We start from the raw sequence: 12963 nt of genomic DNA on the forward strand, positions 1-12963 counted from the left end.
TTCTCGCAACCCCGTGCCTAGCGGATGTTCGGGTCGAAGGTGAAGATCACCAGCGTGCCCAGCAGGATGGTGAACACCGTGGCGGTGTAGAGCAGGCCCTTCAGCCACAGCCGGGTGTTCGCGCGCTCCGCGTAGTCGTTGATGACCGTGCGCAGGCCGTTCGCGCCGTGCAGCATCGCGAGCCACAGCATCAGCAGGTCCCAGACCTGCCAGAAGGGGGACGCCCAGCGGCCCGCCACGAACGCGAAGCCGATCTTCGACACGCCGCCGTCCAGCACCAGCTGGATGAGCAGGTGGCCGAGGACCAGCACGACCAGCACGACGCCGGACAGACGCATGAACAGCCAGGCGGCCATCTCGAAGTTGCCCCGGGTGGACTTCGGGGTCTTCTTGGTGCGCTTGCGCGGGGCCTCGATGAAGGGCGCGGGGTTGTCGACGTCGTAACCGGAGCCGCCCTCGACGGGGCCGATCCCGGCTGCGGTGGTTTCAGTGGTCGCCATGGGTCAGCTCCCGAACAGTTCACGAGCGGCGTGTCCGAGGACGGGGTAGACCGCCCCGAGCATCAGCACGAGCCACAGGCCCACGACGGTCCAGAGCATGTGCTTCTGGTAGCGCGTGCCCTTCGACCAGAAGTCGACGGCGATGACGCGCAGGCCGTTGAGCGCGTGGAAGAGGATGGCGGCGACGAGGCCGTACTCCAGCAGCGCGACGATGGGGGTCTTGTAGGTGGCTACGACCTTGTCGTAGTCCTCGGGGGAGACACGCACGAGGGCGGTGTCCAGCACGTGGACGAACAGGAAGAAGAAGATGAGGACGCCGGTGACTCGATGAGCCACCCAGGACCACATTCCTTCCCGGCCGCGGTACAGCGTTCCAGCCGGCACGGAAGAACCCTCCGGGAGCGGGGATTGGGGCCTGCCGGCTTGGGTGTCGGACGGGCCCGGCCGGGTACGGTCCACCGGCCCCCAGCATCGTAGCGAGGCCCCGGCGCTGGGCTTACGCCGGGCCTGTCGGTGTGATCAAAGTGGCACGCGTATGGGTGAGCGCCGGCGGCATCTGGGGCGATCTCGGCCGATATGCGCCGAGTGCGGCCGCGGCGCCGGGCGTATGGATCACGGGAGCCCGTCACGTGTCCGAGGCCGCGCGTCGACCACACCCCCGCGCCTCTGACCGCGTCGGCTACGTTCCCGCGTCCCTGACCACGCCGACCAGTCGGCCCTTGGCCAGCCGGCGGAGCTCCTCCGCCGCCACCACCCGCTCCTCCTCCGGATCGTTCGCCAACCGTGACCGGATGCCTTCCAGTACGTGGTCCAGGGCCTCCGCCGGCGGCAGCCCGTCCAGGCAGATGACGAACGCGTGACCGAATCTGGCCTCGTAGGCGGAGTGGGCCGCGCCCAGCGCCATGTGGGCCGCTCCGTAGGCGTCGTCCGGCAGTGCGGGGAGTGTCTCCGCGGCCAGGGCCTCCGCCAGGTCCTCGGGCGTCAGGTCGTACGCCGCCTCGTCCGACGCCGCCAGCAGGGACTCCATCGTCGGATAGGGGCGATGGTCGGCGAGGCGACCGGCCCAGCGGGGACTGCGCAGGCAGGTCAGGAGCACCCGGCGGGCCTCGTCGGCGGACGCGGTGTTGAAGCCGTGCAGCAGGGGCACCGGCGATGTCCGGGTCTGCGCGGGTATGGCGAGACGGCCGGAGAGGTGGGGAAGGCGGTGCGCAGGCAGCGTGGATCCTCGCGTCACGTGTGAAGTGGCAGGGGATGCATGGGCAGGAGGTTCAGGTGATGTGGCAGGGGATGCATCCGATGTGGCAGGGGGTGTGGTGAAAGATGTGTCGACACGTTATCGAGAGCGGTCGAAGTGTGTCCGACCGATGTCTGAATTTCACCCGAACGAGAGAGTTTCAAAGCGTGTCATAGACCCCTTCGCGCGGACTTCGGCGTGCCGCGACCGCGCGCGGGTCGTACGGTTGGCGGAGTGAGCAGGCACAGGCACCGGCGCCGGGCGCCGCGGACGAAACCGCACCAGAGGGTCGTGACACGGGCACTGACGGCGGGCGGGCTGGTCGCCGCGCTCGGCGTCGGAGCGGGGCTGTGGGCCTCCTCGGGCGACGACGGGACGCCGGCCGGGTCGTCGTCCTCCCGGCAGGCGGCCGACGACGCCTCGGCCGGCGGCCCCGGCCCGGCCGCCGCCCCGTCCCCGAGCCCCACGCCCAGCCGCTCCTACGCCCTGTCCACCGCCCCCCGCACCATTCCCGCCGTCCGCGCCCACACGCCCGCCCGCGGCCCGGGCTGGCGCCCCGCGACCGAGCGCCGGGTCGTGGTGGGCGACGCCGGACTCGCCGACGAGGGGCGACTGGTCGCCGCCGAGCTGGGACTGACGTACGCGGGTGAGAAGGACGACGTGCGCGCCGGCGACCTGCGCCTCGTCCTCAACGACGACAAGGGCGCGAACCCGGAGTCGTACACCATGACCGTGAGCGGCGGTCGGGTCACCGTCACCGCGCCCACGGACGCCGGCGTCTTCTACGGCACCCGCACGTTGAAGCAGGAGGTGCACGGCGGCGGGACGGCCCCCGAGGGCGTCGTGCGCGACCAGCCGGCCAAGCCGCAGCGCGGGTTCATGCTGGACATCGCGCGCAAGAACTTCAGCGCCGACTGGATCGAGGACCGGCTGCGCGAGCTCGGCGACCTCAAGTACAACCAGCTCGGCCTGCACTTCTCCGACGACCAGGCGTTCCGGATCCAGTCCGACACGCACCCGGAGATCGTCGCCCGGGAGCACCTGACCAAGGCCCAGGTGAAGAAGATCGTCACGCTGGCGGCCCAGCGGCACATCACCGTCGTACCCGAGATCGACTCGCCCGGACACCTGGGCGCCGTCCTCGACGCCCACCCCGAGCTGCAGCTGCGCAATGTGCGGGGGGTCGCCACCCGCGGGGCGATCGACATCTCCGAGCAGGCGTCCGCGGAGCTCCTCGACGACCTGCTGAACGAGTACACCGGTCTCTTCCCCGGCGGTTACTGGCACCTCGGCGGCGACGAGTACCAGGCGCTGACGGTGTCGGACCCGGCCGCCTCCTACCCGCAGCTGGCCTCCGCCGCACGGGCCCGGTACGGCGCCGGCGCGGGGGTCTCCGACCTCGCCACCGGCTGGCTCAACGACCGCGCCGACACCGTCCGCGCCCACGACCGGACGATGCGGGCGTGGAACGACGGCTTCTTCCGCGGCACGTCGGTGCAGCCGGCCTCCGACCTGGTGGTCGCCTACTGGACGGGCAAGGAGATCGGCGCCCGGACGCCGACGGAGTACCTGAGTGCCGGGCGCAAGATGCTCAACTACAACGACGAGTACCTCTACTACGTCCTCGGCGAGCCCAACGACTTCGCCTACCCGACCGGGCGGCGCATCTACGAGCAGTGGACCCCGCGCGTGCTGCGCGGCACCACGCCGGTCCCCGCGAAGTACGACGCCCAGATCCTCGGCGGCTCCCTCGCGGTCTGGTGCGACCTCGCGAACTCCCAGACGCAGGACCAGGTCGCGGCGGGCGTGCGGATGCCGCTGCGGGCCACCGCACAGAAACTGTGGGACGCGCGGACGCCGGCGCTGACCTGGGCGCAGTTCACCTCCCTTGCGAACAGGCTGGGCTGATTCCGGCTCATCTGTCATGCTCACCCGACTGCGCAACGGTGCCCTGGTTGGCCGAAAAGCTCTCCTGTGACACTCCCGGGCCGTCGCACGCAGTAAGGGGAAGTGCGGGCTCCGTCAGGGCGGGCCCTGGCGAGGGAGGCGTGAATGAGCCTGGTGGAACTGATCGCGCAGGCCGACGAACGCGGACTGGCCGCCAGCGGGTTGGCTTGTTTGGATCGGTGCGTGCCCCTGCTCGGCGGTGACGACGAGACCCTGCGGCCGCTCTGGGGAAACCTCGCGGACGCCGCCGACGCTGCCGACTGGGGCGGCCTGCTGGAGCAGACGCGCGGCAAGCTGGAGTCCTTTCAGGGCGAGGACGAGAACGAAGATGAGGGCGGGGGCGGGGGCGGGGGCGAGGGCGGGGGCGACGAGGCCGTGGTGCTGGTCCGCCGCATGCTGAGGGCCGCCCCGGCCGACCGCCGCGCCGCCGAGGTGCGGGCCTGGGCCGACGCCTGCTCCGTCGCCTCGCTCCAGATCCACCGCCTGCTCGACCCCGCGGCGGACTCCGGCCCGGTCGACTCCGGCCGCGAGGGCCGTACGGCGGGCATGTCCCCCCTCGTCGCCGCCGAACTGCGCCGCCAGGTCATCGTCCTGGAGGTGCTCGCCGGTCACGGCGCGGGCGGACTGCGGCGGGCGCTGGAGGTGTCCACGGAGGGGCGCCGGGTGCTGCGCGCGGTGGTGTCGCGGCGAGCTCGTGGACGGTCGTGAGCATTTCGCGGCGGAGCTGCGACGGTCCTGCACCGGTCTCGCGCCCGCCGCGCCATCGCGTGACGGAACACCCGCCGCCCTCGCTGAACGGAGTGTGACGCACAGGAGGACCACCCAGCCCCAGCCGACCCCCCAGCCCGCCCAGCCCGCCCAGCCCGATCCGAGCGAACCACCCCGGCAGCCCCGCCCGCCCGGCCGGCCCTCCGCCGCGGCCCGGCCCGTGCGCTGGGCGGCGGAGGCGGTGGCCGCCGCACCCGACGCCGTGCGGCCGCACCTCGACCACTCGCCGCAGAGCCTGTGGCGCGTCGACCGGTGGATCGCGGAACTGCGCCGCACCGCTGCGTCGCCCGCCGCCGTCGAGGACCTGCTGCGCGGACTCGGCGCCTACGCCGGTGAGGTGATCGTCCGTCGATCCGGCGCCGAGTGGTGGTCCTCCGGCGGCGACCACTGGGTCCGCACCCCCGACGGCCGCCTGTGGGAGCCCCTCGACGAGGCCCGCCGCTGCTACGCCGGCCACGGCTCGCTCCGCCTGCTGTGCCGCGACGCGACCCCCGGGACCCGGTGACAGCACGCTGCCCGGGGGCATGACGGGGGCCGTCCCGGACGGGAAAGGAAGGAGCAGGGCCCTGAAACCGAGCCAACGGCCGGGGCCGCCACCCCTGGGCGGACCAAGCCGTAGGAGGCCTCTGACCAGGCACTTTGTTGGCCAGGAGTCGGTTCCCGTTTGTCGCCTGGAGCTGGCCTCATCTGGGTGCTTCTGCCTGTTCCTGACCGCTGTTGGTCACGCGTTGGTCATGTGGCCAACCGACGGCATAGATCAGCCCGTCGCGGATCGCCTCGGCAGGGACTGCGTCCCAAACCCCGCGGCACGGCTGCCGCCCTCGTAGACATCGCTCATCGTCCAGAGGGGCGGCGGCCGAGTGTGTACTGCTGCCTCTCGCCCGGCCGCCCGGCGAGCAGCGCGCCACATCCGGTTCGGAATGGCCTTTATGCCGCAGGGTGCCCTCGACGACCAGCTACGCGAGCTGCCCGGCTTGCGCGTCACCCGCACAGCGGCGACTGCGTGGGTTCAAGGTCCGTAGCCCTGGGGCGGGCGCAATATAGGCCACGATCCCCGGTTACCGAAACCGGGGGATCGTGCGGACCATTGATGTGTTCGTGCTTGGCTGTATAGCGGACGCGGCGAACTGAGTCATGCAGTTACCCGAGATACGGGAAAACGAGGTCCTGAGTGTCCAAGAGAGGCAACGGTCAAGGGAGTACTCCGGTCGAAATACCCCGAAAGGGCAGGACGAACACTTGGGGGGTACGTACTCCGCTCCACTTCAATGAGGCTCAAGGAAAGCAGGTCCGCTACTGGATCGGCCGGAGATACACGAACAAAACGGAGGCCAGCAAGGCTCTCACCAAGTGGCTGGCGGAACGCGACGCAGGGGTGGTTGTCGCGCGTGCTCGGACGACAGTTCCCCAAGGTCAAAACGATGCTCCTGGAATCCAAGACCGACCTCACCGCCTTCGCGGACTTCCCCGAGCGACATTGGAAGAAGATCCAGTCGACCAACCCCCTGGCGGGTCAACCGGGAGATCAAGCGCCGCGTCGACGTCGTCCAGATCTTCCCCAACCCAGGCGCCCTCGAACGCCTCACCACGGCCGTCCTCATCGAGATGCACGACAAATGGATCGCCTTCCCCCGCCGCTACCTCCCCGAAGGCAGCATGGACAAGATCTATCCAGCCGAAGATCAACCCAACCCGGTTACACCACCACAGGGGACATGACCCACTACCGGAACCGGCAGGTGTCCCAGGACGGAGAGCTGGTGACCCTGTTGGGGCAGTGCTTCCGCAACGAGGACCATTTCGACGGACTCCGCCGCCTCAAGGCGTTCCGGATGCGCGAGGTCGTGGCGCTCGGAACCCCGGAGCAGGTCACGGCCCACCTCGATCACTCGGCACACTTCCTCGATGTTCTGGCCGGTGAGGTCGGTCTGTCGCTGGAACGCCGCGCGGCCTCCGACCCCTTCTACGATCAGTCCGGAGAGCGCGCCACGTTCCAGCAGATCGTTCCGGTCAAGCACGAGTACGTCTACAGGGGCATGGCGATCGCCTCGGTGAACACCCACCACACCTTCTTCGGCGAGCGGTGTTCCATATCGCTGCCCAGCGGCGGCCCGGTCTCCACCAGCTGCGTCGGCTTCGGCATCGAGAGGTGGCTCCACGCTCTGGCGGATCACTTCGACGGGGACTGGGATCAGGCTCACGGCGCCGTTGAGAAGGCCGAGAAGTCGCTGGCCTGAAGACCGCTCGTGGTGGTGCACGCCGGTGGCGCGCACCACCACGACCACCGCTTCAGCCGACTTGTGCTCTGGACGGGCGGCTGGCCCTCACGCTCCAACGCCCGTCAACGCGGGTGAGGCGGATGGGATGGTCGAAGCACTTGCTGACCTGGTCGCTGGTCAAGACCTCGCCGGCCGGACCGGAGGCCAGGCAACGACCGTCCCGCAGCAGCATCACGTGGGTCGTCCCGGGAGGAAGTTCCTCCAGGTGATGAGTGACCAGGACGGATGCGAGCTCAGGGTAGGTGTGCTGAAGCGTGTCTATCCGCTCGATGAGCTGTTCGCGGCCGGCGACGTCCAGACCGGTCGCGGGCTCGTCGAGCAGGAGGAGCCGTGGACTGGGCATGAGCGCCCGGGCGATCAGCGCGCGCCCCCGTTCGCCCTGGGACAGGGTCGGCCACCGCGCGTCCTGACGGTCAGTGAGGCCGAGCAGGCCGATGAGACGGTCGGCCGTGGATACTTGCTCGGGGGTCGGCTCCCAGCGGGGCACTCGCTCGATGGTGTTGGTCAACCCGGTGAGTACGACGTCCTGGACCTTGAGGGGTGAGCGCAGATCGTGCCGTGGGTTGACGTGGCCGACATAGGAGCGCAGTTGGCGCATGTCGACCCGCCCCAGCCGATGGCCCAGCACCTCCACCATGCCGCAGGTGGGGTGCGCGAGCGCTCCGAGGAGACTGAGGAGGGTGCTCTTGCCTGCCCCGTTGGCGCCGAGCAGCGCCCAGTGCTCGCCGGCCCGTACGGTCAGCGACACCTCGCGCAGGATCGGATTGCCGTCGCGGACGACATCCACGTCCTTCACGAGGAGTAGTGGAGTTGCGGTCACGAGGAGACCTGCCCGGAGCGGTTGACGGCGGCCATGACGGCGTGGACCGATGCGGTCAGGACCGAGGTGTCCCAGCCCGCGCCCCAGCAAGTGACGTCGTCCACGCGGCACTCGGCGTAAGCGACTGCGGGACTCCCTGGCCCTGTGGCGGTGGAGTGCTCGGTGTAGCTGAGGATGTCGACGGTGATGCCGACGGTACTGAGGGCATCCGCGAGGGCGGACAGCGGTCCGTTGCCGGTGCCCTGGCAGGAGTGTTCCTGACCGTCGGCGTGCAGCGTGCAGGTGAACTGGTGCTGGCCCGGTACAGGCTCTGTGGTGTTCCAGGCGGCCAGGGTGACCGGGCCGTCCAGGGCAGAGGTGATGTAGGTGGTCCGGAAGAGTTCCCACAGTTCGTTGTGCGAGAGCTCCTGACCGGTGGCGTCGGTGAGGTGCTGCACCGTTCGGGAGAAGTCCGGACGCATCGTCTGGGGCAGGTCCAGGCCGTGGTGGGTGTGGAGGAGGTGTGCGATGCCTCCCTTGCCGGACTGGGAGTTGATGCGGATGACTTCCTCGTACGTGCGGCCGATGTCGCCCGGGTCGATGGGCAGATACGGCACCGCCCACGGGGCCTCTTCGGCGGAGACGCCCTTCTCGGCGGCCTGCTTGGCGTGGTGGGCCATGCCCTTGGCGATGGCGTCCTGGTGGGTGCCGGAGAAGGCCGTGTGCACGAGGTCGCCGCCGTAGGGGTGGCGCGGGTGGATCGGCAGCCGGTTGCAGTACTCCACCACCTCGCGCACCGCGTCGATGTCGGAGAAGTCGACCATCGGGTTCACGCCCTGCGCGTAGAGGTTCAGGGCCAGGGTCACCAGATCGACGTTCCCGGTGCGCTCGCCGTTGCCGAACAGACAGCCCTCCACGCGCTGCGCCCCGGCCAGGACGGCGAGTTCGGCGCAGGCGACGCCGGTGCCACGGTCGTTGTGCGGGTGCACCGAGAGGATCACGGACTCGCGGCGTGCCAGGTGGCGGTGCATGTACTCGATCTGGTCCGCGTAGACGTTGGGGGTGGCGATCTCCACCGTCGCCGGTAGGTTGTGGACGACTGGCCGGTCCGGGCTCGCCTCCCACAGCTCGGTCAGGCTGTTGCACACTTCCAGGACGAAGTCCGGCTCCGTGAGGTTGAAGACCTCGGGGGAGAACTCGAACCGGATGTCGGCGCCCGGCCGTTCTTCGGCACGGCGCATCAGGTAGGTGGCGGCGTCCCGGATCAGCTCGTGGACTTCGGCACGGGAGCGGCCGAGGACCACATCCCGCCACGTCGGCGCGGTCGCGGTGTAGAGGTGCACGAGGGTGCGGGGGAGCCCTTCGACGGAGGCGATGGTCCGGTCGATCAGATCCTCGCGGGCCGCGGTGAACACAGAGATGGTCACGTCATCGGGCACGGCGCCGCTGTCGGCCAGGTGGCGGACGAAGTCGAAGTCCGTCTGACTGGCGGAGGGGTACCCGACCTCGATCTCCTTGAAGCCCATGGCGACGAGGAGGTCGAACATCCGGCGCTTGCGCTCGGTGTCCATGGGCTCGGCCAGCGCCTGGTTGCCGTCACGCAGGTCGACCGGCACCCAGAGCGGAGCCCGCTCGATCCGCAGCGACGGCCAGGTCCTGTCCCTCAACGGCAGGGCGACCCGCTGGTGCGCGGGCTCGTAACGGTGATGTGGCATCGCGCTCGGGCGCTGCGGGTTCCAACGCGGTGCATCCGCCGGGATGTCACCGGAGGGAGTGTGAAGGGTGGGAAACGCCATGCTCTGGAAGGACGAAGTCATCGTGCGGAACTTCTTTCAGTCGGCCATACGATGACCGGCGCAGCCCGGTACCCCGCTGCGGGGTGCCGGTCGTGTCAGGCCCCACAGCGGCAGCCGAGGAGAAGAAGCTCGTGCAGCAGCATGGGGGTACAGTAACGACAACTCAGCTCCTCAGACAACCCGAGAGGTGTGGGAAGGTGAACCTCACATGACGCTAGGTGCCTTGCGGCCGTCCCCCTTGGTCGAGCAGGCCACGGACCGCCTGCGCGAGCAGATCACCGGCGGTGAATGGGCCGTGGGGACGAAGCTCCCCGGCGAGACCGCCCTGGCCAAGTCCCTTGGCGTGGGGCGCTCGACCGTCCGTGAGGCCCTGCGCGCACTGGCCGGCGCCGGGCTGGTACAGCCACGCCAGGGATCCGGTGTCTTCGTCATCGCGACCAAGCCCAAGGAGGACTGGTCCACGCAGCTCCGCCAGGCGGCCATCACCGATGTCTACGAGGTCCGGATGCTCGTCGAGGTCGAAGCCGCGCAATTGGCCGCACAGCGCCGAACCGACGACGACATCGCCGCCCTGAATGACGCCCTGGCCAGGCGCCGCGACGCCGGGAACGCAGGCAACGCCGAGTTCGTCGAGGCCGACATCGCCCTGCACGCGGTCGTGGTCGCCGCGGCCCACAACCCGGTGCTCACCGGCCTGTTCACCGAGTTCGTACCCGTGCTGAAGCAACGGCTGCTCGATCTGGTCGAGCTGCTCAGCCTGCGCTCCGACGACCCGAACCATGGCGACGAGGGGCACGCCGTGCTGGTGAACGCCGTCGTGCGGGGAGACGCCGAGGCGGCCGGACGTGCGCTGCGGGACGAACTCAAGCAGACGCTCGCCCTGTTGCACTCCCTCTGACGATGTCGTCTTCGAGAGAACGGTAGCCATGCTCGACGCCGAACCGTGGATACGGTCCTTTCCCGTCGCCGCACCGCCGGCCACCCCTTGGACGATCCTCTTCTTTCCGCACTCGGGCGGCTCCGCAGACCCCTACCGGCGCCTCGCGGTGCAGGTGGCCGACATCGCATCTACGGCGGGTGTTCAGTACCCGGGGCGCGCGGAACGCCAACAGGAGTCCCTCTTCACCGATGTTCATGTCCTCGCGGACCAGGTGGCCGAAGCGCTTGCCGCAGCGCGCCAGGACGCACCGATGATCTTCTTCGGTCACAGTCTGGGGGCAGCCGTGGCCTACGAGGTCGTGCGCCGTATGCCCGTTCAGCAGCGGATCGTGCTCGTGGCCTCCGGGCATCCGGCACCTTCCCGTTTGAGGCTGTCTGTCTTCGACGCCGCAGACGATGCCTCGAAGGACCCCGACGAGCCGCTGATCGAGCTGGTCAGATCGCTGGGCGGTGCCGATGCCGACCTCCTGGACCATCCGCTGCTGCGTCGTATGTTCCTGCCTGCCATACGCAGCGACCTCATGGCGCACAGCCGCTACCGCCCCGAAACCGACTCGGCCGTCAGCTGTCCCGTCATCGCCCTCATGGGAACCACGGATCCCTTCACCAACCTCCCCGACGTACAGGCATGGCAGCAGCACACGACCTCGACGCTGCGAGTGCACGCGTTCCCTGGCGGGCACTTCTTCACCAACGAGCGCACCGGGGAAGTGGCGGACATCCTGCGCCACGTCATGACAACTGATCGCGAAGGAGCGGGAGTTCGCCATGCGTGACGCGACGTCCAGGCACGAGACGTCGGTACAGGGGACGGGCTCCGAACTTCCTGTTCCTGGTGAGGGCCCGGGCGGTTCCCGGCTGATGCGACGCGTCGCCGTGGCGAGCTTCATCGGCACGGCGATCGAGTTCTACGACTTCTACATCTACGGCACCGCTGCCGCACTCGTCATCGATGAGGCGTTCTTCCCCAACCTCTCCCGGGTCAACGGCGTACTCGCCGCCTTCTCCACCTACGCCGTAGCCTTCGTGGCTCGTCCTCTGGGCTCGGTCCTGTTCGGCCACTTCGGGGACAGGGTGGGCCGCAAGTCCGTTCTCGTGACCTCTCTGCTTCTCATGGGCCTCTCGACGGCGGCGGTCGGCTTGCTGCCGACGTACGGCATGTGGGGAGCCTGGGCGCCGGCGCTGCTGGTGCTACTGCGTTTCCTGCAGGGCATCGGGCTCGGCGGAGAGTGGGGCGGTGCGGCCCTGCTGGCCGTGGAGCACGCACCGCCCGGTCGCAGAGGGCGGTACGCGGCCTACCCCCAGCTCGGTCCCTCCGTCGGCTTCCTTGGCGCGACCGGTGTCTTTCTGCTGCTGTCCACCGCGGTGAGTGACGAAGCGTTTCAGGGGTGGGCGTGGCGGGTTCCCTTCCTGCTGTCGCTCGTCCTGGTGGCGGTGGGCCTGTTCGTCCGGCTTCAGATCAGTGAAACTCCTGCCTTCAGGAGGGTGATGGCAGACCGGCGGACCTGCCGGACTCCCTTCGTCGAAGTCGTTCGCGGCTACCCGCGGGAGCTGTTGCTGGGCTCTGGCGCGATGATCGTGGCGTACGGCTTGTTCTACACCGCCACCACGTACTGCCTGTCGTACGGGACCAAGACGCTCGGTGTCGGCCGCACCACCATGCTGCTGGCCTCCATGGCCGCGGTTGTCTTCCTCGCTGCCGGAACATGGGTCGCTGCGACGAGATCCGACCGGCTCGGCCGACGGCGCATGGCGCTTTCCGGCACGATCGCGGCGGCGGTGTGGGGCCCGCTGCTCTTTCCGCTCCTGGACACCGGTCACCTGCCGCTGATCATCCTCGGGCTCGGCGGCACTCTTTTGCTCATGGGTGTGATCTACGGACCCATGGGGGCGTTCCTGCCTGAGTTGTTCCCGGCGGAACTGCGCTACTCCGGGGCCGGTCTCGCCTACAGTCTCGGTGGCGTGGCGGGAGGCGCTGTCGCGCCACTGGTGGCGACACGTCTCCAGGCCGAGTTCGGCTCGGCTTCGGTCGGCTGGTACGTGAGCTTCATGGCTGCACTGTCGCTGATCTGCCTGCTGCTTCTGCCCGAGACGCGAGAACGCGAGCTGATGAAGGTCTGAGCCTGGTCGGCACCGGTCAGCGTCCCACAAGGCACTGGCCTCTTGCACCGGTTGCAGGCGGATTGGCTTCGTCGGCGACGAGTCCGCTATCGAACTGGAGCGGGTCGTCGGCCCGGTCGGCAACAAGAGCATCCGGCGGCGCCTCGCCAAGGACAGAGACAACCGCGCGATCATCTACGTCGGCCAGGCGCTGATGAGCGTGCTCAAGGTGCAGCAGGAGCGCCAGCAGATGTGGAAGGAGAAGCTCGGCTCGGCTCGCCTCGTGGAGGTCTCTGCGAACACGAGGCGTCCGGCCCGTTGGTCACGCGTTGGTCGCGCTGGTCATGGAATCCGGGTAAAGTCCCAGGTCAGAGTCCTAAACCGCGGAGACGGCCGGGGCCGCCACCCCCCACAGGAGAGGCCCCGGCCGTCGCGCGGCACGGGCCGCGCGGCGACCCGTACTCCCTACAGCGCCAGCAGTGCGGTTTCCGTCACACCTGGCGCGCGTCACGAACCAGTTGCATGTTCCATGAACGTGGACGGGCGGCGGTTTCAGGTCGTAACGTGCTTTTCGCGCCGGACGGCCAAGCGGAAGACCACC

At 69.2% G+C, this 12963-nt stretch carries 12 protein-coding genes and 1 pseudogene; 8 read left to right on the plus strand and 5 right to left on the minus strand.

The genetic code is table 11. The features are described from left to right. Positions 1 to 17: 17 nt before the first annotated feature. The 3 genes from QA802_RS26180 to QA802_RS26190 form a co-directional block, all read right to left on the minus strand. A complete protein-coding gene (locus QA802_RS26180; RefSeq protein WP_319164445.1) occupies positions 18 to 500 on the minus strand; it encodes a succinate dehydrogenase hydrophobic membrane anchor subunit in 483 nt (160 codons plus the stop codon). Between the two features lie 3 nt (positions 501 to 503). Next, positions 504 to 884, minus strand: coding sequence for a succinate dehydrogenase, cytochrome b556 subunit (gene sdhC, locus QA802_RS26185; protein WP_306949647.1), 381 nt, complete (start codon positions 882 to 884; stop codon positions 504 to 506). 295 nt (positions 885 to 1179) lie between these two features. Continuing rightward, complete coding sequence (locus QA802_RS26190; protein WP_334527312.1) at positions 1180 to 1734, minus strand: 2-oxo-4-hydroxy-4-carboxy-5-ureidoimidazoline decarboxylase; 555 nt, start codon at positions 1732 to 1734, stop codon at positions 1180 to 1182. Between the two features lie 291 nt (positions 1735 to 2025). Between QA802_RS26190 and QA802_RS26195 the strand changes: the two genes are divergently transcribed. From QA802_RS26195 to QA802_RS26215, 5 genes and pseudogenes are all read left to right on the plus strand, one after another. Continuing rightward, complete coding sequence (locus QA802_RS26195) at positions 2026 to 3642, plus strand: beta-N-acetylhexosaminidase (protein ID WP_334527315.1); 1617 nt, start codon at positions 2026 to 2028, stop codon at positions 3640 to 3642. A 144-nt stretch (positions 3643 to 3786) separates the two neighbouring features. Beyond that, the gene (locus QA802_RS26200; RefSeq protein ID WP_334527318.1) at positions 3787 to 4389 is read left to right on the plus strand and encodes a hypothetical protein; all 603 of its coding nucleotides are present in this window, start codon (positions 3787 to 3789) and stop codon (positions 4387 to 4389) included. A gap of 220 nt (positions 4390 to 4609) precedes the next feature. After that, a complete protein-coding gene (locus QA802_RS26205) occupies positions 4610 to 4954 on the plus strand; it encodes a hypothetical protein (protein ID WP_334534890.1) in 345 nt (114 codons plus the stop codon). Positions 4955 to 5837: 883 nt separating this feature from the next. Next, positions 5838 to 6168: pseudogene (locus QA802_RS26210) on the plus strand (transposase); the annotation flags it as partial. Then, entirely contained in the window at positions 6165 to 6686 is a 522-nt protein-coding gene (locus QA802_RS26215) for a class-II aminoacyl-tRNA synthetase family protein (protein WP_334527321.1), read from the plus strand. The pseudogene QA802_RS26210 and the gene QA802_RS26215, both read left to right, overlap by 4 nt. A gap of 52 nt (positions 6687 to 6738) precedes the next feature. Here QA802_RS26215 and QA802_RS26220 read toward each other — a convergent pair whose 3' ends face one another. Both QA802_RS26220 and leuA read right to left on the minus strand, forming a co-directional pair. Further along, positions 6739 to 7524 (minus strand): ABC transporter ATP-binding protein, encoded by a 786-nt coding sequence (locus QA802_RS26220; protein WP_334527324.1) that lies wholly within the window; start codon positions 7522 to 7524, stop codon positions 6739 to 6741. Between the two features lie 20 nt (positions 7525 to 7544). Continuing rightward, positions 7545 to 9323, minus strand: coding sequence for a 2-isopropylmalate synthase (gene leuA, locus QA802_RS26225; protein ID WP_334534892.1), 1779 nt, complete (start codon positions 9321 to 9323; stop codon positions 7545 to 7547). Positions 9324 to 9531: 208 nt separating this feature from the next. Between leuA and QA802_RS26230 the strand changes: the two genes are divergently transcribed. The 3 genes from QA802_RS26230 to QA802_RS26240 all read left to right on the plus strand — a co-directional run bounded on the left by QA802_RS26230 (position 9532) and on the right by QA802_RS26240 (position 12383). After that, a complete protein-coding gene (locus QA802_RS26230; RefSeq protein WP_334527327.1) occupies positions 9532 to 10221 on the plus strand; it encodes a FadR/GntR family transcriptional regulator in 690 nt (229 codons plus the stop codon). Between the two features lie 28 nt (positions 10222 to 10249). Beyond that, complete coding sequence (locus QA802_RS26235; RefSeq protein ID WP_334527330.1) at positions 10250 to 11038, plus strand: thioesterase II family protein; 789 nt, start codon at positions 10250 to 10252, stop codon at positions 11036 to 11038. Positions 11039 to 11123: 85 nt separating this feature from the next. Beyond that, complete coding sequence (locus QA802_RS26240; protein ID WP_334534893.1) at positions 11124 to 12383, plus strand: MFS transporter; 1260 nt, start codon at positions 11124 to 11126, stop codon at positions 12381 to 12383. The last annotated feature ends 580 nt before the right edge of the window (positions 12384 to 12963 follow it).

The sequence above is a fragment of the Streptomyces sp. B21-105 genome, assembly GCF_036898465.1.
In the GTDB taxonomy this organism is placed as follows: Bacteria; Actinomycetota; Actinomycetes; order Streptomycetales; family Streptomycetaceae; genus Streptomyces.